Origin of the sequence: Ancylobacter crimeensis, from assembly GCF_023016805.1 — a bacterium.
Lineage (GTDB): Bacteria > Pseudomonadota > Alphaproteobacteria > Rhizobiales > Xanthobacteraceae > Ancylobacter > Ancylobacter crimeensis.
Window position 1 is genome coordinate 225989 of record NZ_JALKCH010000001.1, and the last position, 25024, is coordinate 251012.

Genomic DNA, 25024 nt, shown 5'->3' on the forward strand with positions numbered 1-25024 from the left:
CTGCGTTTCGGATGAGGCGATGAGGGGCCGGCGCGCTGCGACCGGCCCTTTTTCTATCCGATCGGCCAGCGCCGGAAGGCGTCCAGTGCCTCGGCCTGCTCCGTCAGTGCCGCAAGGGCGGGCAGGGGGGTGCCGGCGAGCGCGTCGGGCCGCATATGGCGGGTGAAGCTCAGCGTCACCGCCGCGGTGATGTCGGCCTGCAGGGGCCGGGCGCCGAACAGCCAGCCTTCGCCGCCGGCATGCGCCGCGACCTCGGCCTCCAGAGCGGCATAGGCGGCGTGGAGCTGGCCGCTCACCCGTTCGACCCAGGGCAGGTGCCGCCGCTCCTCGGGACGAAGCTGGTGTTCATAGACGAGCTGCACCGTTTTCTCGCAGGCGACCAGCGCAAGCCCGAGGATGCGCTGGGCGCGGGCGTGATCGGTGAGCGACGCCGGGGCGAGGCTGGCATCTGGCCCGGCCAGCCGCTCGGCATGTTCGAGGATGAGGGTCGAATCCATCAGCACCACGCCCTCGTCGGTCACGAGGCTCGGCGCCTTCACCACCGGGTTGATGGCGGCGAAGGCTTCGAAATGGCGGAACACGGAAAGGGATTCATGCTCGAACGGCAGGCCGAGCCGGTCGAGCGAGATCGCGACGCGCCGGACATAGGGCGAATCGAGCATGCCGATGAGGCGCATGGGAAGGTCCGTGGGTTGGGGCAGGGGTGTCGAAGGGTCGGGGATATCGAAGCGGCGTCGAGCATGGCAGAGTTCGCCGGGCCGGCACATGGCGAACCATCGGCCGGAAGAGGAAACGACCGATGGATTCAAGGCCGGACCGGCGACCCGTCATCCCTACCGTCGCGCTGCCGCGCCCGGAGCGCGAGGCGCCCCCGCTCGATGAGCGCGACCTCGCCATCCTCGAGGCGCTGCAGGAGGATGGCCGTCTGCCGATCTCCGAGCTCGGCCGGCGCATCGGGCTGTCGCAGCCGGCGACCTCGGAGCGGGTGAAGCGACTGGAGGAGCGCGGCGTCATCACCGGCTACGGCGCGCGCATCGACCTCGCCGCAATCGGCCTGCGCATGACCGCCATCATCCGCCTGCGCACCGCGCACGCGCACATCCGTGCCTGCCTCGACGCCTTCGCCGCCCTGCCCGCCATCGTCGAGGTGCACCGTGTGACCGGGGCCGACTGCTTCGTGCTGAAGGCCATCGTCCCGGCGCCGGAACATCTGGCGGTGATCGTCGATTCCATCGGCCGCTTCGGCGAGGTGACGACCTCGGTGGTGCTGCGCTCGGAGCCCGTTCGCCCGATTTCGCGCGCGCTGATGGAGGCGGCGCGGCGCAGGCCGGTGTGAAGCGCCGACCGAACGCATCGCGGGGCGTTTACAGCACCGCCCTTCGCCTCTATTTTCCGCGCCTTTCCGACTGAACCCGAGAGTGACCGCCATGCGCGCCGACCTCGCCGCGAGCGTCGACGAGATCAAGGAAGCCGCCGGGCTGCTGCGGCAGCACATCGACTTCGACCGTTCCAAGGCCCGTCTTGCCGAGCTGAACGCGCTCGCCGAGGATCCGAATCTGTGGAACGACCCCGAGCGTGCCCAGAAGCTGATGCAGGAGCGCGGCACGCTGGAAGACGGCCTCGGCGCGCTGGAGCGCATCGAGCGCGACCTCGCCGACAATGTCGAGCTGATCGAGATGGGCGAGGCCGAGGGCGACGCCTCCATCGTCGACGAGGCCGCCGCCGCGCTTGGCCGGCTCAAGGCCGAGGTGGCGCGCCGGCAGCTCGAGGCCCTGCTCTCGGGCGAGGCCGACGCCAATGACAGCTATCTCGAGGTCCATGCCGGGGCCGGCGGCACCGACAGCCAGGACTGGGCCCTGATGCTGCTGCGCATGTACACCCGTTGGGCGGAGCGGCGCGGCTTCAAGGTGGAACTGGTGGACGAGACCGGCGGGGAGACCGCCGGCATCAAGTCCGCCACCATCCTGGTGAAGGGCCACAACGCCTATGGCTGGCTGAAGACCGAGGGCGGCGTGCATCGGCTGGTGCGCATCTCGCCCTTCGATTCGAATGCCCGCCGCCAGACCTCGTTCTCCTCGGTGGATGTCTATCCGGTGATCGACGACCGAATCGTCGTCGACATCAAGGAAAGCGACCTGCGCATCGACACGATGCGCTCGGGCGGCGCCGGCGGCCAGCACGTCAACAAGACCGAATCGGCGGTGCGCTTCACCCACATTCCCACCGGCATTGCGGTGGTGGCGCAGGGCGACCGCTCGCAGCACAAGAACCGCGCCACGGCGTGGGAGATGCTGCGCGCCAAGCTCTACGAGCTCGAACTGAAGAAGCGCGAGGCGCAAGCCGCCGCCGACCAGGCCGCCAAGACCGACATCGGCTGGGGCCACCAGATCCGCTCCTACGTTCTGCAGCCCTACCAGCTCGTGAAGGACCTGCGCACCGGCGTCACCTCCGGCACCCCGCAGGAGGTGCTGGACGGCGACCTGGACCCCTTCATGGAGGCGGCGCTGGCGCAGCGCGCCTATGGCGGCGGCCCGGCGAGCGTCGAGGACGTGGACTGAACGGCCGGGCGTGAGGGAGCGCGCGCGGGGCCGTGCCCCGCGGCCCGTCCGTTCCCCCCGCCTTTCTTCACTGTCGCCGTCGTCGGCCCCGTGATCCTGCTCGCAGCGGAGGCGTCGCGATGGAGCCCGTGGTGGAGCACCTCATCTCCGCGAACCCGTCATGCCGGACGGCCGGCAGGCCGATCCGGGATCTTTCCGGCCCCCAGGCGCGGAGGAGGACCGGACGTGGCGTCGGCAAGAGGATGGACCCGGTCGCCTGCGATCCCGGCTCCGCGCTCTGCTGAGGCCGGGATGACGAGGGGCGGTCCGTGACGACGAGGAGCGGGCGGCCGGAGCGGCGTTCGAAGGCCGTGGCCGGAGGGCGAGGGTAAGGAGCGGTCGTCCGCCCGTTCCTACGCCTGTCCCGCGCCCTCTCACAACCCCCGCGCCGCCTCCAGCACCTCGGCGGCATGGCCGGGAACCTTCACCCTGTGCCACACCCGCGCGATGCGGCCGGCGGCGTCGATCAGCACCGTGGTGCGCTCAATGCCCATGAAGGCGCGGCCATACATGCTTTTTTCCTTCCACACCCCATAGGCCTCCAGCAGCGCGTGCGCTTCATCGCCCGCCAGCGGGAAAGAAATCGCGTGCTTTGTGCGGAAATTGGCCAGCTTCTTCGCGCTGTCGGCCGAGATGCCGAGGAGCGCCGTATCCGTCTTCTCAAAATCGGCCGCCAGCGCATTGAAATCGTTGGTTTCGTTGGTACATCCGGGTGTTCCCGCCTTGGGGAAGAAATAGAGCACGAGCTTGCGTCCGCGAAAATCCGCCAGGGTGAGCGGCATGCCCCGGTCGTCGATCAGCGCGAATGCGGGGGCGGGGCAGCCGGGCTCCAGGGTCATCTGCCTTCCTTTCGTCGGTTTTGTCGGGGAATCCGCATGGGGGGATTACGGGCGGATGCTGCGCGATGCCATCCTCGCCGGATCGGCGAATCGTCGCTGCGGCGCGGGGTTTCGGCAGGGGAAGCACCTCCCGTCGGGCAGTATGGCTGACCGATGGGGAAAGAGCTTCTTATTCAATAGGCTGCAGCATGCTCTGATCGAGGGGCCTCGGGCTTCCGCGGAATGTGCTTCAGGCGTGCGGGCGGAGAACGGCACACGCAATGACGGACGAGGTCAGGCGAAAAGGCGGGACGGTGCGCGGCAGGCTGCGCCTGCGCCGGAGGGCGCGCGTCGTCGCTCCGGCCGGCGGCATCCCCGGCTCTCGTCCGCGCCTGCGGGCCTGGCGGGTGGCGCGTCTGTGCGGCGTCTCCGCGCTCGGCCTGTGCGGGCTCGTGGTGGCGCTGTGCGTCGCGGTCTATGCGCTGGTCGTGTCCGGCTTCGTCGGCATCGACATGATCCGGCCCTTCGTGGTCCGCGAACTGGAAAAGCGCCTCGGCGGCGGCGAGACGGTGGAGATCGGCTCCATCACCTCGGCGCGCAGCGAGGCGGGCGATTTCCTGGTCCGCGTCAACGACATCGTGGTGCGCAACCAGAGGGCGGAGGTCATCGCCAGCGCGCCGCAGGCCGAGATCGGCATCCAGACCTCGCTGCTGCCCTGGCGCTCGGCGCCGCAGCGCATTGCGCTTGTCGGCGCTGAGCTCACCGTCCATCTCACCGCCAATGGCGACCTCACCATCGCGACCGGGCGCGGCGCCAAGCCGCTGCGCGCGCCCCACGGCCATGGCGAAGCCCGACCGCCCGACATGGATGCGGCTGCGCCTGCCGCCATCCCGCCCGCTGCGACGAGCGCTGCCGACGCGACGCCCCCGGCGGGTGCCGCTCCCGAGGCGCCGGCGGCTCCCTCCCAGGCGCCGGCGGCTCCCGCCGCCGTCGATCCGGCCCGCATCCCCGCGCTCGCCGCGCTGGCGAACCTCATCGACGAGGGCGGCTTCGGCGGCTCGGCGTTGACAGATATCGGCTTGCGCAACGGCACGCTGCGGGTGGAGAGCGAGGCCAGCGGACGGCAATGGGTGTTCGACCACATCAATCTCGATGTGAGCCGGCCGCTGGATGGCGGCGTAAGGCTGGATTTCTCGTCCAGTGGCGCCAATGGCCCGTGGACGGCGCGGGCGGCGATGGGGCCGGACCTCGGCGGCAACCGCACGATCGAGCTGAACGTCGCGAACCTGTCGCCCCACGACCTGATGATCGCGGCCGGCAAGAGCGACGACGGGATGATCGCGACCTCGCCGCTGGGCCTCGATGTTTCGGGCCGCATCGACGACGAGGGCCGCATTCTCGTCGCGGACGGCAAGGCCATGATCGGCGCGGGCAAGCTCCAGCTCGGCTCGGACGCCGCCGGCATGATGCTGCTGGACGCTATCTCGCTCGCCCTGCGCTTCGACCGCAGCTCGCGGGTGCTCTCGCTGCAGCCGCTCACGATCAAGGCGAAACCGATGGATCTGGCGCTCGGCGCCGACATCGCCGTCCCGGCGACGATGGGTGAGCCTTGGGTGCTGACCCCCACGACGCTGCATGCGTCCTTCGGCGGCGGTGGCCCGGATGCGGAGAAGGAAGCGCCGCTTGTGCTCGACAAGGTGTCGGGCCGGCTCACCTACGAGCCGGCGACGCGCCGCCTTGTCATTGGCAGCAGCACCTTTTCCGGCGCCAAGGGCGGGGTAACGCTGGACGGCATGTTCGACGCCGGCATTCCCGATCCGGTGCTGACCCTCAATGTCGTCGGTACCCCGATGTCGGCGACGTCGCTCAAGCGGCTCTGGCCGATCATCGCCGCGCCGGATGTGCGGCGCTGGATTTACGAGCATGTGGCGGCCGGTGACATCACCCGCGCCGTCATCCGCTTCGCCGCGCCGCTTTCCTCCATCGGCAACAAGGACAAGCCGCTGCCCACCGAGGGCGCCTCCATCGACATCGCCGGCAAGAACGGCGTGCTGAAGCCGGCGCCCGGCCTTCCGCCGCTGCGCAATGCCGAGATCGCCGTTCAGGCCACCGGCACGTCCGCCCATGCGGTCGCCACGAATTCCGTGGTGGACACGCCCGGCGGCCGGCGGCTCACCCTCACGCAGGGCGTGCTCGACGTGCCCGACACGGTGATGCCGAACCCCAAGGCCAAGCTCAGCGTGCAGGTGGAGGGTCCCGCCGCCGCCGCCGCCGACATGCTGTCCACTCCTGCGCTCAAGAGTCCCGGCAACGAGCAGTTCGACCCCGCCGGCATTCGCGGCAATATCAGCGGCACGGCGCAGATCGACCTCACTTTGCGCCAACCGATGACGGCGGCCGATGTCGACTACGCCTTCGAGGCCGATCTGTCCGATTTCGCGGTCGACAAGATCTTCCAGGGCCAGAAGCTCGACGATGCCACGGTGAAACTGTTCGCGACCCCGAGTGCCACCTTGCTGCGCGGCGAAGGAAAGTTCGCCGGCGCGCCCGCCAGCTTCGAGATCAACCGCCCGCGCGACCGCGGCGACATGACCTTCCGCTTCGCCGCCAATCTCGACGATGGCGCCCGCGACCGGCTCGACATCGACATGCCGGGCCTCGGCGGTACGGTCGGGGTGAAGCTCGACGGCACTATGAATGCCAAGGATAAGACCGCGCAGATCGAGCTGGATCTCACCAATGCCCGCCTCGCCGAACTGGTGCCCGGCTGGTCGAAGCCCGCCGGCAAGCCGGCCAAGCTCACGGCCGACGCGCTCATACGCGCCGATGGCACCAACATCGACGACCTCGTGGTGACGGGCCCGGGCGTGAACATCCGCGGTTCGGTGAAGCTCGACGCCAAGGCGCAGCTCGTCTCCGCCAATCTGCCGACCTTCCAGCTCTCCGACGGCGACAAGGCCAGCGTGAAGCTGGAGCAGAAGGACGACGTCTCGAAGATTACGGTGCGCGGCGAGGTGATCGAGGCGAGGGCCTTCCTCAAGAGCCTGCTCGACACGCCAATCGCCAGCACCAGCGCGCAGAAGAAGCCGGCGGACATTGATCTCGACGTCAATCTCGGCGTCGTGAAGGGCAATAATGGCGAGGTGCTGCGGCAGGCCGTGCTCCAGCTTTCGCGGCGCGACGGTGCGCTGCGCAAGCTGATGCTCGCTGCACTGGTCGGCCGAAATGGCGGTGTGAAGGGCGATATCGTCACCGACCCCACCGGCCGGCCGATGCTGCAGATCGGCACCACCGATGCGGGCGCGCTGCTGCGATTCGTCGACTTCTATTCGCGGATCTATGGCGGCGACCTGTGGGTCAGCGTCGACCCGCCGACCGGGCGCAACACGCCGCAGGACGGCACCGTCACGATGCGCGACTTCGCCATACGCGGCGAAGCCGGCATCGACCGCATGATGGCCGCCGCGCCCGACCGCTCGAAGGACGGCCGCGCCCAGGCCGGCGGCACCATGACCTTCCAGAAGCTGCAGATCGCCTTCCAACGGTCCGCCGGCAAGCTGCAGATCAAGGACGGCGCGGTGTGGGGCCCGTCGATCGGATCGACCTTCGACGGTTTGCTCGACTTCGCCGGTGACCGGATCTCGGTGCGCGGCACCTTCGTGCCGGCCTATGGGTTGAACAATCTGTTCAGCCGGCTGCCGGTGCTCGGCTTCTTCCTCGGCGGCGGCCCGAATGAGGGGTTGGTGGGCGTGACCTACGAGATCATCGGGCCGATGTCGGGACCGACACTGCGCATCAATCCCATCTCGGCGGTGGCGCCGGGCTTCCTGCGGAAGATCTTCGAGTTCCGCCAAGCCCCCGATCCGCGTCCGCCGGCCCTCGTTCCGGGCGGACGATAGGGGCGGCGACCGATCGATTTTCGTGATGGATACCCGTGTCAGGGGTGAGACGCGCGGCGGGGGCCTTCGCGCGTCTCACTGGACTCATCGTCCACCTGACTGCACTGATCAGACCGCCTTCAGCAGCACATGCTTCTTCTTGCCGAGCGAGAGCTTCACGACGCCTTCGGCACTGAGGTCGCGGCCGGTGATGACGGCCTTCTCATCGGTCACGGTCGCGTCGTTGACCTTGAGCCCGCCGCCCTTCACCTGCCGCCGCGCTTCGCCATTGGAGGCGACGAGACCCGCCTTCTCGGCAAAGGCCGCAAGCACGCCGATTCCGGCTTCCAGCTCGGCCGCCGGCACCTCGACGGTCGGCAGATCGGCGGAGATGCCGCCTTCCTCGAAGGTCCGCCGCGCCGCCTCGGCCGCCGCCTCCGCCGCTGCGCGACCGTGCAGCATGGCGGTCACCTCGGTGGCGAAGATCTTCTTGACGTCGTTGATCTCCGAGCCGCCGACAGCCGACAGCCGGGCGATCTCGTCCATCGGCAAGGTCGTGTAAAGCTTGAGGAATCGGCCGACGTCGGCATCCTCGACGTTGCGCCAGTACTGCCAGAATTCGTAAGGGCCCAGCATATCCGGGTTCAGCCACACCGCCCCGTTCACCGACTTGCCCATCTTGGCGCCCGACGCCGTGGTGAGCAGCGGCGAGGTTAGGGCATAGAGCTGCGGCGTGCCCATGCGATGGCCGAGGTCGATGCCGTTGATGATGTTGCCCCACTGGTCGGAACCGCCCATCTGCAACCGCACATCGTACCGCTTGTTCAGCTCGACGAAGTCGTAGGCCTGCAGGATCATGTAGTTGAATTCGAGGAAGGACAGCGACTGCTCGCGATCCAACCGCGTCTTCACGCTGTCGAAGGACAGCATGCGGTTGACCGAGAAGTGCCGGCCGACATCGCGCAGGAATTCCAGATAGTTGAGCTCTCGCAACCACTTGGCATTGTTGATCATGAGGGCATCGCTCTTGCCCTCGCCATAGGCGAGATAGTTGGCAAAGACGCGCTTGATCGAGGAAATATTGGCCTCGATCGTGTCGACGGTCATGAGCTGCCGGGCCTCGTCCTTGAAGGACGGATCGCCCACCATGCCAGTGCCGCCTCCCATGAGCGAGATCGGGCGATGCCCGGTCTTCTGCAGCCAGTGCAGCAGCATGATCTGGATGAGGCCGCCGGCATGGAGCGAGGGAGCGGTAGGGTCGAAGCCGATATAGGCCGTCACCGTTTCCCTGGCGAACAGGTCGTCGAGGCCCGCCTCGTCGGAAACCTGGTGGATGTAGCCGCGCTCATGGAGCGTGTGGAGGAAATCGGAGCGGTATGTGGTCATGTGAAGCCTGCGGACATAAACGCAATGGTGATGCCGGCGGGTCTAGTAACAGCTTCACGGCACGAACGCACCCGGGGGATGGCATGTCGATGGCGGATGCATGGCCGATGATGACCGCTGTGGGACTGATGAGCGGCACATCGCTGGACGGTATCGACGTCGCGCTGATCGAGACGGATGGCGAGCGCGTCGCGGCGTTCGGCCCGTCCCGTTCCTATCCCTATTCGGACGCAGATCGTGCGCTTTTCTTTCGGGCCCTCAAGGATGCCAGGACGGTGCAGAGGCGGAAAGAGAGGCCGGGCTGTCTCGGCGAGGCGGAAGCTCGGATCACCGGCCGCCATGCCGACGCGCTGCTAGACTTTCTCGGCATGGTCCAGCGGCCCGTCGATATGGTCGGCTTCCACGGCCAGACGGTGCTGCATCGCCCGGAACAGCACCTAACCGTGCAGATCGGCGACGGGGCGGGACTCTTTGCTGCGATGCAGCGCAGTCCCTTCGCACCCCGGGCTCTGGTTTATGACCTTCGCGCCGCCGATGTCGCGGCGGGCGGGCAGGGTGCACCCCTCGTCCCAGTCTATCATCGTGCGCTGCTGGCAGGCGTCGCCCGGCCCCAACCGGTGCTCGTGCTCAATCTCGGCGGGGTGGCGAACATCACTTTCATCGACGGTGCGGGCGAACCGGCGGCCTGCGACACTGGTCCCGCCAATGCCCTGATCGACGATTTCGTGATGTCGCGTACCGGCGCAGCCTATGACGCCGGCGGCCGTATGGCCGCCGCCGGGCGGGTGGATGAGGTCGTCCTCGCGCTGCTGATGGCGCACCCTTTCTTCCGGCTTCCACTGCCGAAGTCGCTGGACCGGAACGATTTTCGCGATTGGGTCACCCAGCGGGGCGGGCTCGACGCGATGACCACAGAGGACGGCGCCGCGACGCTGACGGCGCTCACGGCGGCCTGCGTCGCGGCGGTTCTGCCGCTTCTCCCGCGCCATCCGCAAGGCCTCATCGTCGCAGGCGGCGGCGCTCACAATGCGACCTTGCTGCGCATGATCGGCGAGCGGACCGGGCTTGCGGTCGAGCGTGCCGACGCCCTGGGCTGGGATGGCGACGCATTGGAGGCACAGGCCTTCGCCTTCCTCGCGTTGAGGCGGGCCCGGGGATTGCCGATCAGCTTTCCGGGCACGACGGGTGCGCCCAAGCCGCTCACCGGCGGCATACTGATCGGATCGTTGCCGTAATGCTGAAGGGTTAATTCAGAGATACTGAATACAAAAGATTAATGTCCGAAGCATTCCTGAAGTGCATTGATGCAATGCAAAATTGTATGATGCAGCGCACAATGGATGGCGTATAAAAAGGGCTCCCGGATCCCCGGCTCGCCAGGCCACGCCGATCAATCAATAGGTCTGGACAGAACCGACTAGGAGCAAACTCAGATGCGCAGTCTTTTTGGCGTAATCGTCCCTGCCGTCGTCGTCGGCCTTATCGGCGCAGCCGCCATTGCGCCCGTCAGTGCCCGTGAAAAGGATATGCCGCTGCGTCCCGCGACGGCCCACATCATCAATATGGGCTATGTCAACGGCGTCGCCTATTACACCCAGGAGCCCGACGGCTTCCACGTCGTCGCCACGCTCAGCGTCGGCGGGGGCGCGCCCGTTCGCGTTCTGGCCACGCTGCAGCCGGAGCAGGCGGTAAGCTTCTCCGTTCCCGGCGCGGACGGCACGCAGGCCAGTGTCATTCAGTTCAGCCGCCATGGCGAGAGCCTGTCGATCGACAATCCGGAGCGCGTTGCGTTCAACTGATCCGCGATCGCGCTCCTGCCAAATGAAAAGCCCGGCACGAGGGCCTCGTGCCGGGCTTTTTCTTCAGGAAAGCGACCCTTCAGGCCGCGCTTTCCTTGCTGTCCTTCTTGCGCGTGCCCGGCAGGCGCTTGTCGAGATAGGTGCCGACGACTTCCATCAGCTCGTCGGTCCTGCCGTCGAAGAAGTGGTTCGCGCCCGGCACCGTCTGCTGCTCGATGATGATGCCCTTCTGGGTCTTCAGTTTTTCCACCAGCCCGGTGACGGCCGAGAAAGGCACGACCGCATCCTTGTCGCCATGCACGAAAAGGCCGGAAGAGGGGCAGGGGGCGAGGAATGAGAAGTCATAAAGGTTGGCTGGCGCGGCGATGGAGATGAAGCCCTCCACCTCGGGCCGGCGCATCAGCAACTGCATGCCGATCCACGCGCCAAACGAAAAGCCGGCGATCCAGCAGGCCCGCGCATCCGGATTGATCGACTGCGCCCAGTCCAGCGCCGCGGCTGCGTCGGCAAGTTCGCCCTGGCCATGGTCGAACGAGCCTTGGCTGCGGCCGACGCCGCGAAAATTGAAACGCAGAGTGGAGAAGCCGCGGTTCACGAACTGGTAGTACAGATTGTACACTACCGGATTGTTCATCGTGCCGCCGAATTGCGGATGCGGATGCAGGATGATCGCGATGGGTGCGTTGCGCGTCTTGGCGGGCTGGTAACGGCCTTCAAGCCGCCCCTTCTCACCGGTAAAGATGACCTCAGGCATGGAGTCGGACCTTGGGGCTCGATGGCCTTCTGTGATGACCTTCGCAGGCCTCGATGGTGGCGGCCTCTGGCCGGAGCCATGACGCGGACAGGCGCCTGCGGGACAGTTTCGCCAGTCTGCACATTGCCTTGACGGCAGAAGGTCTTGCCACTAAATTATTTAGAATAATTCTAATTTTCTACGTCAGGTTGCAGGAAGTCATTTTTGCAACGGCAGACGGAGATGGCGGAAGCCAACCTATGCAGGAGATGGGCTGTTTTGGCAAGCATGCAAGATGCTTGTGCAGGAAAGCTCGCAAGCGAATGCCTATATAGGTATTCGCCTTCCGCAAGGCCAGCCGATCCGCCCTTAAACGACGAGCCAACCTCGAACCCATGAGCGAACGAACCTATCTCGACCACAACGCCACTGCACCGGTGCGTCCCGAAGCGTCACATGCGTTGCTGGAGGCACTGGGCGCCGCCGGCAACGGCTCGTCCATTCATGGCGAAGGGCGCTCGGCGCGGGCCCGCATCGAGGCTGCACGGACCGAGGTCGGGGCACTGGTGGGAGTCGACCCGCGGGGCGTGATCTTCACCTCCTGCGGGACGGAGGCCGATGCACTGGCCCTGACGCCGGACTATCAGCGCGGCAGCGAGCAGATCCGCTGCGACGTGCTGCTGACCAGCGCGGTCGAGCATGCCGGTGTGCTGCGCGGTCATCGTTTTCCGGCGGACCGGGTCGAGATTCTGCCCGTCGATCCGCGTGGGCGACTGGACGTGGATGCGCTCCACGAGGCGCTGGCGCGTCATGCGGGGGAGGGCCGTCGCGCGTTGGTGTCACTCATGCTGGCCAATAATGAGACGGGCGTCATCCAGCCGGTTGCCGACGTCGCCCGCCGTGCCCATCTTCACGGAGCGATGGTGCACACCGATGCCGTGCAGGCCGCCGGCCGAATCGCCATCGATGCGAAGGCGCTGGGCGTGGATCTTCTGTCCATGTCCGCCCACAAGATCGGCGGGGCTCCGGGTGCCGGTGCGCTGGTGGCGGTCGAACCCGATCTTCGTCCCGCCCCGATCTTCGCGGGCGGCGCGCAGGAGCGTGGACGGCGGGCCGGGAGTGAAAACGTGCCGGCCATCGTCGCCTTCGGTGCCGCAGCCGCGGCCGCCCGGCGCGATCTTGCCGTGGACGTCGAGCGCATCGCGGTCTTGCGCGATCGACTCGAAACGGCTCTAAGGTGCGAGTTTCCTGAACTCGTGCTGCTGGTTGGCGATGTCGACCGGCTGCCGAACACCTCGTGCCTCGCGCTTCCGGGCGTGACGGCGGAAACCTTCGTGATCGCGCTCGATCTCGCCGGTGTCGCGGTAAGTGCGGGGGCGGCCTGCTCGTCGGGCAAGGTCGGGCCTTCGCATGTTCTGGCGGCCATGGGGGTGCCGGAGCGGATCGCCCGCTCTGCCATAAGGTTGTCCTTCGGCTGGTCGAGCGGGGAAGAGGATGTGGACCGGGCCCTCGGCGCTTTTCGCCGGGTGTTGCCGGGTCTCATGCGCCGCGCCCGTGCGGCCTGATGGACTGTGCCGCTCCGGCGGCTGACGTGCCTTGGAAGACTGCCTTTGGACGACGTGCCGTTTTGGGACGTGCCTTTTGATTGGACTTGACCCGCGGGCCTTGACCCCGTGCGGGAAAGGAGAATGACGATGCCGGCCGTACAGGAGACAGTGGAGCAGGTCCGCTCCATCGACGTCGATCAGTACAAGTACGGGTTCTTCACCGATATCGAATCGGAGAAAGCCGCAAAGGGTCTCACCGAGGAGACCGTCCGCTTCATCTCGGCAAAGAAGGGCGAGCCGGAATGGCTGCTGGAGTGGCGCCTTGACGCCTTCCGCCGGTGGCAGACCATGCAGGAGCCGGAGTGGGCGCGTGTGAGCTATCCGCGCATCGACTATCAGGACCTCTATTACTACGCCGCGCCGAAGGCGAAGGAGGGGCCGAAGTCGATCGACGACATCGACCCGGAAATCCTCGCCACCTATGAGAAGCTCGGCATCCCGCTGCGTGAGCGCGATGCGCTGCTTGGCATTGAATCGACCGGCGGCTCCAAGGTCGCTGTGGATGCGGTGTTCGATTCCGTTTCGGTGGCGACCACCTTCAAGGAAGAGCTCGCCAAGGCCGGCGTCATCTTCATGCCGATCTCGGAAGCGGTGCGGGAATATCCCGAACTCGTAAAGAAATATCTGGGCTCCGTCGTCCCGGTGACCGACAATTTCTTCGCCACGCTCAATTCGGCCGTGTTCTCCGACGGTTCCTTCGTCTATGTGCCGAAGGGCGTGCGCTGCCCGATGGAGCTGTCGACCTATTTCCGTATCAATGAGCGGAACACCGGGCAGTTCGAGCGTACCCTCATCATCGCCGACGAGGGGGCTTATGTGAGCTATCTCGAAGGCTGCACCGCGCCGATGCGCGACGAGAACCAACTCCACGCCGCGGTGGTGGAACTGGTCGCGCTGGCCGATGCCGAGATCAAGTACTCCACTGTCCAGAACTGGTATCCGGGCGACAAGGACGGCAAGGGCGGCATCTTCAATTTCGTCACCAAGCGTGGCGATTGCCGTGGCGACCGTTCCAAGATTTCCTGGACGCAGGTCGAGACCGGCTCCGCGATCACCTGGAAATATCCGAGCTGCATCCTGCGTGGCGACGAAAGCCGCGGCGAGTTCTACTCGATCGCGATTTCGAACGGCTACCAGCAGGTCGACAGCGGCACCAAGATGATCCACCTCGGCAGGAACACGACCAGCCGGATCATCGCGAAGGGCATCGCGGCGGGTCATTCCGACAATACCTATCGCGGCCTTGTATCGGCGCACCGCAAGGCGACCGGCGCGCGCAATTTCACCAATTGCGACAGTCTTCTCATCGGCGACAAGTGCGGGGCGCACACCGTACCCTATATCGAGAGCAAGAATTCGAGCGCCCAGTTCGAGCATGAAGCCACGACCTCGAAGATTTCCGAGGACCAGATGTTCTATTGCCGGCAGCGCGGTCTTTCCGACGAGGAAGCCACCGCTCTGATCGTCAACGGATTCGTTAAGGACGTGCTCCAGCAGCTTCCGATGGAATTCGCCGTCGAGGCGCAGAAGCTCATCTCGGTGAGCCTCGAAGGCTCGGTGGGCTGACGCTCCTTCCAGTCTCATCCCGGACGGCTCCGACCGCTCCGGGTCGTTTCCTTCGCATTCCAGCGCGCCGCCTGTTCCCTTGAATGCCGGAACGCCGCGCTCCAGAACGGACCAGATGACCATGGCCATGCTCGAAATCGACAATCTTCACGCCAAGATCGAAGGCGACGAGGGGCGCGAGATCCTCAAGGGGCTCTCCCTCACTGTGAACCCCGGCGAGGTTCACGCCATCATGGGACCGAACGGCTCGGGCAAGTCGACGCTGTCCTATATTCTTGCCGGCAAGGAGGATTACGAGGTCACCGACGGTTCCGTGACGCTCGACGGTGAAGACCTGCTGGAAATGGAGATCGACGAGCGCGCCGCGAAGGGTGTGTTCCTCGCCTTCCAGTACCCGATCGAGGTCCCTGGCGTCGCCACCATGACCTTCCTGCGCGCCGCGCTCAACGCGCAGCGCCGCACCCGCGGCGAGGAAGAAATCTCCACGCCGGACTTCCTTCGCCTGGTGAAGGACAAGGCCGGCGCGCTCGGCATCTCGCAGGACATGCTGAGGCGTGGCGTCAATGTCGGCTTCTCGGGCGGTGAGAAGAAGCGGATGGAAATCCTCCAGATGGCCATTCTGGAGCCGAAGCTCTGCATCCTCGACGAGACCGATTCCGGCCTCGACATCGACGCGCTCAAGGTGGTGTCCGAGGGCGTCAACGCCCTGCGCTCGCCGGATCGCGGCATGATCGTCATCACCCACTACCAGCGCCTGCTGAACCACATCGTGCCGGACTTCGTGCATGTGATGAACAAGGGCCGCATCGTACGGTCCGGCGGCAAGGAGTTGGCGCTGGAGCTGGAAGCGAACGGCTATGCCGAGTACCAGCAGGACGCGGCGTGAGGATCGGTCGATGAGCGCTGATATCCGTCCCATGCGGACGCCGGCCGAGCAGGCGCTGAGCGCCGCGCTCGAGCAGATTCCGGCCGGTTCCGGCCGCCTTTCCGACCTGCGCCGTTCGGCGGCCCGCAGCTTCAACGAGCATGGCCTGCCGCATCGCCGGATCGAGGAGTGGAAATACACCGATCTGCGCACCATCCTGCGCGAGGCGGTGCCGGTCGCGGGGCCTGCCGGCGTCGCCCAGGCCGATGCTGCGGCAAAGCTGCTGGCCGGCGCGGCCGTGCGCCGGATCGTCGTCGCCAATGGCGCGGTGGTACGCGAGCTCTCCGATCTCGATGGGTTGGAAGAGGGGTTGAGCGTCGTAACCCTCGCGGATGCGATCGCGAAGGGCCGCGACGTCCTGAGCCGCCTGGCCGGTCTCTCCCCCAGCCGCTACGACGCGGCGCTGGCGCTGAACACCGCACTGGCGGGAGACGGTGTGGTGATCGAGGTGGCGGCAGGCGCTCAGATCGAGCGCCCGATCCATATCGCCCATGTCTTCGTGGGCGATGCCCCGGCAGCGAGCTATGCGCGCTCGCTGGTGGTGGTGGGCGACGAGGCCCATGCCACGGTGGTGGAGACGTTCGAGGGGCCGGCCGGCATCGCCTATCAGGCCAATGCCGCGACTGAGCACTATGTCGGTGATCGCGCTCATCTCGACGTGGTCCGCATACAGGTTCAGGGCGATGCGGCAGTGAACCTGTCGACCGTGCTGTTCGAGGTCGGCCGCGAGGCTCAGGTTCATGACTTCGTCTTCACCAGCGGTGCTGCCGTGGCTCGGACCTCGCTCTATGGCAACCTCATCGGCGACGACAGCCATGTCGCCTTCAACGGCGCGGTGCTGCTCAAGGGTCGCCAGCACAACGACACGACGCTCTTCGTCGATCATCAGGTGCCCGGCTGCGAGAGCCGTGAACTGTTCAAGCACGTTCTGGACGATTCCAGCCGGGGCGTGTTCCAGGGCAAGATCGTGGTCCGGCAGGCGGCGCAGAAGACCGATGGCCGGATGATGAGCCGCGCCCTCGTCCTTGGCGACAATGCCGAGATGGACAACAAGCCCGAGCTCGAGATCTTCGCCGACGACGTGCAGTGCGGCCATGGCGCCACCTGCGGCGCAATCGATGAGGATCTGTTGTTCTATCTGCAGGCTCGCGGCATTCCGCTGAAAGAAGCGCAGAGCCTGCTGGTGCAGGCCTTCGTCGGTGAAGCCATCGAGACCGTCGAGCATGACGGCGTGCGCGATGCGCTCATCGAGCAGGCGGAAGCCTGGCTGAAGGCCCGGGCCTGATCCAGGGCTGCCGAAGGCGGCTGTCCCGCCGCCTTCAAGATCGTTATCCCGGACGCGGCATCGTCGCGATCCGGGATCGTTCGCCGATGAGGGCCAGCCACCCGCAAGGGAAGCCGAAGCCCCGCACGATCCCGGCGCGGCCATGCATCCGGTCCCGGGATGCGCCCTCTGGAGGGGCGAGACATGGTCAAGCTTCATCCTGCCGTTTCTGACGGTTCTTACGACGTCGCCCGCGTGCGCGAGGATTTCCCCATCCTCGCCAAGCAGGTCTACGGCAAGCCGTTGGTCTATCTCGACAATGGCGCCTCGGCACAGAAGCCGGTACAGGTGCTGGACCGGATGCGCTACGCCTACGAGAACGAATATTCCAATGTTCATCGTGGCCTGCACTTCCTCGCCAATGCGATGACCGAAGCCTATGAGGAGGCCCGGGAGCGTTGCCGCGCTTTCCTCAATGCGGCGAGCCTCGACGAGGTGATCTTCACCCGCTCCGTGACCGGCGCGCTCAATCTCGTGGCGTCCTCGCTCGGCCAGTCGATCCGCGAGGGTGACGAGATCATCCTTTCGATCATGGAGCACCACTCCAACATCGTGCCCTGGAACTACCTGCGCGAGCGCAAGGGTGCGGTGATCCGCTGGGTGCCGGTGACCGAGGACGGCGCGTTCGACATGGAGGCCTATCGCGGCCTGCTGTCCGAGCGCACACGTATCGTCGCAGTCACCCACATGTCGAACGTGCTCGGCACCGTGACTCCGCTCAAGGAGATCGCCCGCCTCGCCCATGAGGCGGGTGCGCTGGTGGTGGCCGATGGCGCGCAGGCGGCGGTGCACATGCCGGTCGACGTGCGCGATCTCGATGTGGATTTCTACGGCATCACCGGCCACAAGCTCTACGGGCCGACCGGCATCGGCCTGCTCTACGGCAAGCTGGACCTGCTGCGGGCCATGCCACCTTATGAAGGCGGCGGCGAGATGATCCGCACCGTCACCGAGGACGGCGTCACCTATGGCGAGCCCCCGCATCGCTTTGAAGCCGGCACTCCGCCGATCGTGCAGGCAATCGGCCTTGGGGAGGCGCTTGCCTATATCGAGAGCATCGGTCGCGAGCGCATTTCCGCTCATGAGGCCTCGCTGGGTGCCTATGCAAAGGAGCGGCTCTCCCGCATCAATTCGCTGCGCATCTATGGCGATGCGCCGGGTAAGGGTGCGATCATCGCCTTCGACATGAAGGACGCGCATCCCCACGACATCGCGACGGTGATAGACCGCGCCGGAATTGCCGTTCGCGCCGGCACCCATTGCGCGATGCCGCTTCTCGGGCGATATGGGGTTACAGCGACGTGCCGGGCGTCGTTCGCCCTTTACAACACGCATGAGGAAGTCGACCGGCTGGCCGATGCCCTCGTGAAAGCTCAGGATCTGTTCGCATGAGCGAGATCGACACTGATTCCCCGAACGCGCCCGCGATCGAATCCTCGATTCCGGCGGAGGAACTCGAGCGGCTGACGGACGACATCGTGGCGGCGCTAAAGACCGTCTACGACCCGGAAATCCCGGTCGACATCTATGAGCTCGGCCTCATCTACAAGGTCGACATTGCCGACGACCGGCAGGTGGCCGTCGAAATGACGCTGACCACGCCGAACTGCCCCTCGGCCGCGGAGCTTCCCGGCATGGTGGAGGGCGCTGTCGCCAGCGTCGGCGGGGTCTCCGGTGTCGCCGTCAATCTCACCTTCGACCCGCCATGGGATCAGGGTCGGATGTCGGAGGAAGCGCGTCTCACCCTCAATCTGTGGTGAGCGACGTGGTGGAGGGCGTGTTTCCGCCGCTCTCCGGAGTTCTGGAGACCGGCCTTTATGTCGAGGATCTGCCGCGTGCCCGTATTTTCTACGAGAACGTGCTGGGCCTGAGGCCAATGGTGGCGGACGGGCGCTTCTGCGCCTATGACGCGGGTCCTTCCAGTGTGCTGCTGCTGTTCCTGCGCGGTGCGACGTTGGAGCGGGTCGTGCTGCCGGGTGGAACCATCCCGCCCCATGACGGCCAGGGCCCTCTGCATTACGCTCTCGGCATTCCGGCAGACATGGTGGAACCATGGATCGCGCATCTTGCCTCCCATGAGGTCGCGATCGAGAGCCGGGTGACGTGGAAGGGCGGTGCCGTGAGCCTCTATTTTCGCGACCCTGACGGCCACCTCGTCGAACTCGCGACGCCGGGACTCTGGGCCAATTCCTAAGCCGGATCATCCCGGTGTGCAGGTCTGGCATCCGGTGAAGCCTCTTGCCGAAGCGCGTCGCCTCGCCCATTTTCACCTTTCAGCCTGATCCGCTGGCCTTGAACCGGCGCCGATTGGAGAGAACAGATGACCGTCCAGCGTTCCCGCCCGCCCGTGATGAGCCTGACCGATGCCGCGGCCGCCCGCGTGCGCTCCATCATCGAGCGCTCGGAGACGCCTGTTTTCGGCCTGCGGGTCGGGGTGAAGAACGGTGGCTGTGCCGGCATGGAATACACGATGGAATTCGCCGAAGAGCCGGGGCGTTTCGACGAGATCCTCGAGGACAAGGGTGTGAAGGTTCTGATCGACCCCAAGGCGATCCTCTATCTCCTCGGCACCGAAATGGACTTCAAGACCGACAAGATGTCGGCCCAGTTCGTGTTCAACAACCCGAACCAGACGTCGGCCTGCGGCTGCGGCGAATCCGTCGCCATCACGCCTGCCACGTGCGAGGTGCTCGACGGCGGCGCAGGCGCCTGAGGACAAGATGGAGCGAGAGGCGATCGAGGACATCTTCGCCGCCTTCGGTCCGGTTTCGGTCCGCCGCCTGTTCGGCGGGGTGGGCGTCTATGCCGGCGGGGTCATGTTCGCGCTCGGCCATAGTGGCGAACTCTACCTGAAGGCAGATGCCGAACTGGTGTGCCAACTGGAGGCGCGCGGCTCGAAGCCCTTCACGTATGAGGGTAAGCGCAGCATCGTCGCGCTGGGCTATTGGTCGGTGCCGGCGGATGCGCTGGACGAGCCGGAGGAGGTCGCGGGTCTCGCCCGCGCAGCGCTCGCGGTGGCGCAGGCGGCGCGTGCTTCATCAGCGCATGGGCGGCGGCGCAGCGAACGGGTGCGGTAGCTTCACGCCGGTTTTCTTGGCCGTGCTTCCTTGTCCTCCACGCACGGCGCCCCTTATTCCTTCCCAGCGGATCATCCGCAGGGAGTACGGAATGGATATCAATCAGTTCGAACTTGAGCGGCTGGGAAGCTTCTTCATCCTTTACGGCCTCAACGTGCTTTATGCGCTGGGCCTGATCGTCGTCGGCTGGTGGCTGGCGGGGCTTGTGGAGCGGGGGCTGCTACGCGCCTTCGGCGTGACGCACCGCATGGATGCGACGGTGGCCGGTTTCCTCGCCAGCATCGCACGCTACGCCGTCCTGGTGTTTGTGGGCGTGGCGGTTCTGCAGCGTTTCGGCATCCAGACAACCAGCATCATCGCCGTTCTGGGCGCGACATCCCTGGCCATCGGCCTCGCCCTTCAGGGCACTTTGGCGAACCTCGCCGCAGGCGTCATGCTGCTGCTGTTCCGTCCGTTCAAGCTAGGCGACAGCGTGGAGGTGGCGGGTGTTTCCGGCACCGTGAAGGGCCTTTCCCTGTTCACCACCGAAATGGCCTCGGGCGCCAATGTCCAGGTGCTGATCCCCAACGCCAAGGTGTGGGGCTCCAACATCGTCAACAACTCGGCCTATCCGCTGCGCCGTTTCGATCTCACGGTGGAGGCACCGGCGGACAGCAAGTGCGAGGCGTTGATAGCGGAAGCGGTGGCCTTCCTGAAGGCCGACCAGCGCGTATTGGCCGATCCCGCACCGGCGGGGGTGGTGACGAAGATGCTGCTCGACCGGGTCGAGATCAATGTCTCGGCCTGGACGCGCTCGGAAGATGGCGGTGATGTGAAGGCGAGGCTGACCACCTATCTGCGCAGCCGGCTCGTGACGATCGCAGACCCGGATCAGCCGGCGATCATCGACGTTGCGCGCAAGAAGTCCGTCACGGCCTGATGGCGAAGGCGCGGGATCCGTTCCCGCGCCTGCCTCGTCCTCAGCCGGTCTTGAATTTTACCGGGCGCAGCAGGAAGGCCGGCAGGTGCGAGGTATCGGCCGGCTCGTCATTGCGCGGACGCTCGGGGGCCGGACGCCGCCCGCTGGTCGGCGTGACGGGCGCATGAGCCGGACGAGGTGCCGTTTCAGCGTCGGGACGCTGCGGCTTGGCGGGTTTGGGAGCAGCGTTGCCGCGCGTGCCGGACGCGCTCTTGCGACGGCTGGTCGCCGGAGCGGCTTCTTCGGGAGCCGCCGGAGCCTCTGTTTCCGAATCGACCGGCGCGCGCTCGCCACCACGGCGGCGGGCAGGGCGTGCCCCGCGACGTTCGCTGCTCGCCGGTCGCTCCTCCCGCTCGCGGGGAGGAAGCTCGCCGAGAGAGGGCCCCTTCCACTCGATCGGCCTGCCGATCAGTTTCTCGATGGCGGCCAGCGACTTCACATCTGAGGGAGTCACGATGGTCAGTGCCGCTCCGGCACGACCGGCACGGCCGGTGCGGCCGATGCGGTGCACATAGTCTTCGGCGTGGTGCGGCGTATCGTAGTTGAAGACGTGGCTGACGGCGGGAATGTCGAGGCCTCGGGCAGCGACATCCGAGGCGATGAGCAGGGGGACCTCGCCCGTGCGGAACTGATCGAGCGCCTGCATGCGCGAACGCTGGTCCATGTCGCCATGCAGCGCGACGACCTTGAAGCCGTGCTTCTGCAGCGACTTGTGCACCACGGCAATGTCGCGTTTGCGATTGCAGAAGATGATGCCGTTCTGCAGATTTTCCGCGCTGCGGATCAGTTCGCGCAGCGTCTCACGCTTCTCGTAATCCTCCTTGCCGCTCGCCACCAATTGCTGGGTGATGGTGGAGGCGGTCGAGGAAGGGCGCGAGGCTTCGACCTGCACCGGATTGGAGAGGAACTGCGACACGAGGCGCTGAATTTCCGGCGGCATGGTCGCGGAGAAGAACAGTGTCTGCCGGGTAAAGGGCACCAGCTTGCAGATGCGCTCGATGTCCGGGATGAAGCCCATGTCGAGCATGCGGTCGGCTTCGTCGATCACGAGGATCTCGATGCCGGACAACAGCAGGCGGCCGCGCTCGACATGGTCGAGCAGGCGACCCGGCGTCGCGATCAGCACATCCACGCCGCGCAGCAGCTTCGAATCCTGGTCGCCGAAGGAGACGCCGCCGATCAGCAGAGCGACGTTCAACTTGTGATTCTTGCCGTATTTGACGAAGTTCTCCTCGACCTGCGCCGCGAGCTCGCGGGTAGGTTCAAGGATGAGGGTGCGCGGCATCCGGGCGCGGGCGCGACCCTGCTCGAGCAGTGTAAGCATCGGCAGGGTAAAGGCGGCGGTCTTTCCGGTACCAGTCTGTGCGAGGCCAAGAACGTCACGGCGCGTCAGCACATGGGGAATGGCCTGGGCCTGAATCGGCGTCGGTTCCGTGTATCCCGCATCGGCAACGGCCGAGAGGACCTTTTCGCTCAGGCCAAGTTCATTGAAGGGCATTGAAGGTCAATTCTGCGGCAGCGCACCGCTCACCGAATCCCCGAGCCGTAATCGGGGGCGGGTTGCATCGTCTTCGCGCGGAGCGCATCTATCGGAACAGCCGGACGACGCAACGCAACATATGCAGAAACCTCACAGAGTCAACGAATTTAACATCTGTCAAGCCTTTAGCGCCTCCGCGAGCGGTGGCGAAGCGGAGCCGTCAACATGAGCCGTGCCTTTGTGAAGGAAGATGCCGGGGCCGAGACGTTGCCCGAGCGGCCCGTGAGCCCCCTGCGCAACCTCGTCACGCGGCGCGGACTGGCCCTGATCGACCGCGAGATCGAAGCGCTGCGCGCGGCGCTGGCGGCGGCCACCGGGGCCGGCGACCGCGACGCTATTGCCCGGGTGTCCCGCGATCTGCGCTACTGGACGAGCCGCCGTGCCAGTGCCGAGCCGGTCGATCCCTCGGCAGAGGGTGCGAAGATCACCATCGGCATGGCTGTGACGATCGAGGACGGGCAGGGGCGCCGGCGGTCCTACCGCATCGTGGGCGAGGACGAAGCCGATCCGAAGGTCGGCCGTATCGCCTGGAGCGCGCCGGTGGCGCGTGCGCTGCTGGGGCGGGAACTCGGCGACGAGGTGGACATGCCCTTCGGAACCGCCGAGATCGTGGAGATCGACGCCCGCCCCGAACCGCTTCCGGCCTGACGCAACATCTTCAGATATCAAGCATGTCCTCGCCGGCGAAGGCTGCGCGCTCGGAAATGAAGGCGAAGCGGCTCTCCGGCTTGTTGCCCATCAGCCGCTCCACGGTGTCGGCGATGGCGGCGCGCTCGGCCTCCGCGATGGTGACGCGCAGCAGCGTGCGGGTGCGCGGGCTCATCGTGGTTTCCTTGAGCTGCGCCGGCATCATCTCGCCAAGGCCCTTGAACCGCCCGATCTCGATCTTGCCACGCCCTTTGAACTCGGCTTCGAGTAGCTGGTCGCGATGCGCCTCGTCGCGTGCATAGAGCGTCCTGGTGCCCTGGGTGATGCGATAAAGCGGCGGCACGGCGAGGAACAGGTGGCCGTTCTCGATCAGTTTCGGGGTCTGGCGAAAGAAGAACGTGACCAGCAGCGAGGCAATGTGGGCGCCGTCCACATCCGCGTCGGTCATGATGATAACGCGCTCATAGCGCAGGTCTTCCTCGCGGTAGTGCGTGGCGCTGCCGCAGCCGAGCGCCTGCATCAGGTCGGCGAGCTGCTGGTTCTGGGCGAGCTTGTCGCGCCCGGCATTGGCGACGTTGAGGATCTTGCCGCGCAGCGGCAGCACGGCCTGCGTCTGTCGTTCGCGGGCCTGCTTCGCCGAGCCACCGGCCGAGTCGCCCTCGACGAGGAACAGTTCGGAGCCCGCCGCGGAATTGTTCGAGCAGTCCGCCAGCTTACCCGGCAGGCGCAACTTGCGCACCGCCGTTTTGCGGGAGACCTCCTTCTCCTGCCGGCGCCGCAGCCGCTCCTCGGCACGTTCGATCACCCAGTCGAGCAGCCGGTTCGCCTGCACCGGATTGCCGCCGAGCCAATGGTCGAACGGGTCGCGGATCGCGCTTTCCACGATGCGCGAAGCCTCGGCGGTCGCGAGCTTTTCCTTGGTCTGGCCCTGGAACTCCGGCTCGCGCACGAAGACGGAAAGCATCGCCGCGCAACCCGCCATGATGTCGTCGCCGGTGATGGAACTTGCCCGCTTGGCGCTGCCGGTGCGCTCGGCATGGTCGCGCAACCCGCGCAGCAGCGCGGCGCGGAAGCCGGCCTCATGGGTGCCGCCCTCGGCGGTCGGGATGGTGTTGCAATAGGAGGAGACGCCGCCATCGGCATCGCCCAACCAGGCGATCGCCCATTCCACCGAGCCGTGGCCGCCGACGCTCTGCCCGCCATTTCGCGCGGTCCTGCCGGCGAAGATCTCGGGGTGAACGAGCGTGTGCCCTTCGATGTCGGCGGCGAGATAATCCTTCAGCCCGCCGGGGAAGCGGAACACCGCGGTGTCGGGGATGTCCGAGCCAGCGACCAGCGCCGGCGCGCAGCTCCAGCGCACTTCGACCCCGCCGAAAAGATAGGCCTTCGAGCGCGACATGCGGAAAATCCGTGCCGGCTTGAAGGCTGCGCCCTCCCCGAAGATCAGCGGGTCGGGATGGAAGCGCATCCGTGTGCCGCGACGGTTCTGCACGCGACCCACTTCCTTGAGGGGTCCTCGAGGAAGGCCGCGCACATAGGTCTGGCGGTAGAGCACTTGGCCGCGGGCGACCTCGACTTCCAGAAGATCGGAAAGCGCGTTCACCACCGAGGCACCGACGCCATGGAGGCCACCGGAGGTTTCATAGACCTTGCTGTCGAACTTGCCTCCGGCATGAAGCGTGGTGAGGATGACCTCCAGCGCCGATTTTCCGGGATATTTCGGGTGTTCCTCGATCGGGATGCCGCGTCCGTTATCGGTCACGGTGATGAAGCCGTCGACGCCCAGCTCGACATCGATGAAGGAGGCGTGGCCGGCAACGGCTTCATCCATCGCATTGTCGATGACTTCGGCGAAGAGGTGGTGGAGAGCCTTCTCGTCCGTGCCGCCGATATACATGCCGGGGCGGCGGCGAACCGGCTCGAGCCCTTCCAGCACCTCGATATGGGCTGCGGTATAGGCGGCCTCCGCGGACACCGCCCCGGGCGCGGTGCCAGCCGTTGCGGTCGCAGCCGTCTTGCCGGTCTTTCGCGTACTCTCGGGCCGTGCCGGTGGCTTCGGTTCGGGGAGGGCGCCGAAAAGATCGTCGTCGGTGGTCGACATGAATGCGGTAGGTCCGTCGTGAGGCGTGATTCGGGAAGCGGGGCCACTATGCCAGCAATGGTCCGCG

The 25024-nt window shown here is 66.2% G+C and carries 22 protein-coding genes; 16 read left to right on the plus strand and 6 right to left on the minus strand.

The window, feature by feature from the left end:
* Positions 1-53: 53 nt before the first annotated feature.
* A complete protein-coding gene (locus MWN34_RS00975) occupies positions 54-677 on the minus strand; it encodes a glutathione S-transferase family protein (protein ID WP_247025759.1) in 624 nt (207 codons plus the stop codon).
* A 122-nt stretch (positions 678-799) separates the two neighbouring features.
* On the opposite strand from MWN34_RS00975, the gene MWN34_RS00980 reads away from it, so the two are divergent.
* Together MWN34_RS00980 and prfB are read left to right on the plus strand one after the other, a co-directional pair.
* Entirely contained in the window at positions 800-1336 is a 537-nt protein-coding gene (locus MWN34_RS00980) for an Lrp/AsnC family transcriptional regulator (RefSeq protein ID WP_247025760.1), read from the plus strand.
* Between the two features lie 91 nt (positions 1337-1427).
* Entirely contained in the window at positions 1428-2558 is a 1131-nt protein-coding gene (gene prfB, locus MWN34_RS00985; RefSeq protein ID WP_247026120.1) for a peptide chain release factor 2, read from the plus strand.
* 413 nt (positions 2559-2971) lie between these two features.
* Here the strand turns inward: prfB and MWN34_RS00990 are convergent, their stop codons facing one another.
* Positions 2972-3436, minus strand: coding sequence for a peroxiredoxin (locus MWN34_RS00990; protein WP_247025761.1), 465 nt, complete (start codon positions 3434-3436; stop codon positions 2972-2974).
* A 260-nt stretch (positions 3437-3696) separates the two neighbouring features.
* Here MWN34_RS00990 and MWN34_RS00995 point away from each other — a divergent pair, with 260 nt between their 5' ends.
* Positions 3697-7314 carry a DUF3971 domain-containing protein gene (locus tag MWN34_RS00995; protein ID WP_247025762.1) on the plus strand — a complete coding sequence of 1206 codons (3618 nt, stop codon included), beginning with the start codon at positions 3697-3699 and terminating at the stop codon, positions 7312-7314.
* Positions 7315-7422: 108 nt separating this feature from the next.
* On the opposite strand, the gene tyrS is transcribed toward MWN34_RS00995, so the two are convergent.
* Positions 7423-8679, minus strand: coding sequence for a tyrosine--tRNA ligase (gene tyrS, locus MWN34_RS01000; protein WP_247025763.1), 1257 nt, complete (start codon positions 8677-8679; stop codon positions 7423-7425).
* A gap of 110 nt (positions 8680-8789) precedes the next feature.
* On the opposite strand from tyrS, the gene MWN34_RS01005 reads away from it, so the two are divergent.
* A complete protein-coding gene (locus tag MWN34_RS01005) occupies positions 8790-9914 on the plus strand; it encodes an anhydro-N-acetylmuramic acid kinase (protein WP_247026122.1) in 1125 nt (374 codons plus the stop codon).
* Between the two features lie 198 nt (positions 9915-10112).
* Complete coding sequence (locus MWN34_RS01010) at positions 10113-10478, plus strand: hypothetical protein (protein WP_247025764.1); 366 nt, start codon at positions 10113-10115, stop codon at positions 10476-10478.
* A 79-nt stretch (positions 10479-10557) separates the two neighbouring features.
* Here MWN34_RS01010 and MWN34_RS01015 read toward each other — a convergent pair whose 3' ends face one another.
* Positions 10558-11232 (minus strand): alpha/beta hydrolase, encoded by a 675-nt coding sequence (locus MWN34_RS01015; protein ID WP_247025765.1) that lies wholly within the window; start codon positions 11230-11232, stop codon positions 10558-10560.
* Between the two features lie 374 nt (positions 11233-11606).
* On the opposite strand from MWN34_RS01015, the gene MWN34_RS01020 reads away from it, so the two are divergent.
* From MWN34_RS01020 to MWN34_RS01065, 10 genes are all read left to right on the plus strand, one after another.
* Complete coding sequence (locus MWN34_RS01020; RefSeq protein ID WP_247025766.1) at positions 11607-12776, plus strand: cysteine desulfurase family protein; 1170 nt, start codon at positions 11607-11609, stop codon at positions 12774-12776.
* A gap of 129 nt (positions 12777-12905) precedes the next feature.
* Entirely contained in the window at positions 12906-14384 is a 1479-nt protein-coding gene (gene sufB / locus MWN34_RS01025) for a Fe-S cluster assembly protein SufB (RefSeq protein ID WP_247025767.1), read from the plus strand.
* 127 nt (positions 14385-14511) lie between these two features.
* Positions 14512-15270, plus strand: coding sequence for a Fe-S cluster assembly ATPase SufC (gene sufC / locus MWN34_RS01030; RefSeq protein ID WP_247026124.1), 759 nt, complete (start codon positions 14512-14514; stop codon positions 15268-15270).
* A 10-nt stretch (positions 15271-15280) separates the two neighbouring features.
* Positions 15281-16594, plus strand: a complete 1314-nt coding sequence (sufD, locus tag MWN34_RS01035; protein ID WP_247025768.1) for a Fe-S cluster assembly protein SufD — start codon at positions 15281-15283, stop codon at positions 16592-16594.
* A 183-nt stretch (positions 16595-16777) separates the two neighbouring features.
* Positions 16778-18025, plus strand: coding sequence for a cysteine desulfurase (locus MWN34_RS01040; RefSeq protein ID WP_247025769.1), 1248 nt, complete (start codon positions 16778-16780; stop codon positions 18023-18025).
* Positions 18022-18393 carry an SUF system Fe-S cluster assembly protein gene (locus MWN34_RS01045; protein WP_247025770.1) on the plus strand — a complete coding sequence of 124 codons (372 nt, stop codon included), beginning with the start codon at positions 18022-18024 and terminating at the stop codon, positions 18391-18393. Before MWN34_RS01040 ends, MWN34_RS01045 begins: the two co-directional genes overlap by 4 nt.
* Positions 18390-18827 carry a VOC family protein gene (locus tag MWN34_RS01050; RefSeq protein ID WP_247025771.1) on the plus strand — a complete coding sequence of 146 codons (438 nt, stop codon included), beginning with the start codon at positions 18390-18392 and terminating at the stop codon, positions 18825-18827. The genes MWN34_RS01045 and MWN34_RS01050 overlap by 4 nt, the downstream gene beginning before the upstream one ends.
* 126 nt (positions 18828-18953) lie before the next feature.
* Positions 18954-19346, plus strand: coding sequence for a Fe-S cluster assembly scaffold SufA (gene sufA, locus MWN34_RS01055; protein ID WP_247025772.1), 393 nt, complete (start codon positions 18954-18956; stop codon positions 19344-19346).
* 7 nt (positions 19347-19353) lie between these two features.
* A complete protein-coding gene (locus MWN34_RS01060; protein ID WP_247025773.1) occupies positions 19354-19710 on the plus strand; it encodes a TfoX/Sxy family protein in 357 nt (118 codons plus the stop codon).
* 91 nt (positions 19711-19801) lie between these two features.
* On the plus strand, positions 19802-20629 hold the full coding sequence (locus MWN34_RS01065; RefSeq protein ID WP_247025774.1) for a mechanosensitive ion channel family protein: 828 nt from the start codon (positions 19802-19804) through the stop codon (positions 20627-20629).
* 40 nt (positions 20630-20669) lie between these two features.
* On the opposite strand, the gene MWN34_RS01070 is transcribed toward MWN34_RS01065, so the two are convergent.
* Complete coding sequence (locus MWN34_RS01070) at positions 20670-22166, minus strand: DEAD/DEAH box helicase (protein ID WP_247025775.1); 1497 nt, start codon at positions 22164-22166, stop codon at positions 20670-20672.
* A gap of 207 nt (positions 22167-22373) precedes the next feature.
* Between MWN34_RS01070 and MWN34_RS01075 the strand changes: the two genes are divergently transcribed.
* Positions 22374-22856: a GreA/GreB family elongation factor gene (locus MWN34_RS01075; RefSeq protein WP_247025776.1), complete on the plus strand. Its 483-nt coding sequence runs from the start codon at positions 22374-22376 to the stop codon at positions 22854-22856.
* A 10-nt stretch (positions 22857-22866) separates the two neighbouring features.
* Here MWN34_RS01075 and parE read toward each other — a convergent pair whose 3' ends face one another.
* Positions 22867-24957 (minus strand): DNA topoisomerase IV subunit B, encoded by a 2091-nt coding sequence (parE, locus tag MWN34_RS01080; RefSeq protein ID WP_247025777.1) that lies wholly within the window; start codon positions 24955-24957, stop codon positions 22867-22869.
* Between the last annotated feature and the right edge of the window lie 67 nt (positions 24958-25024).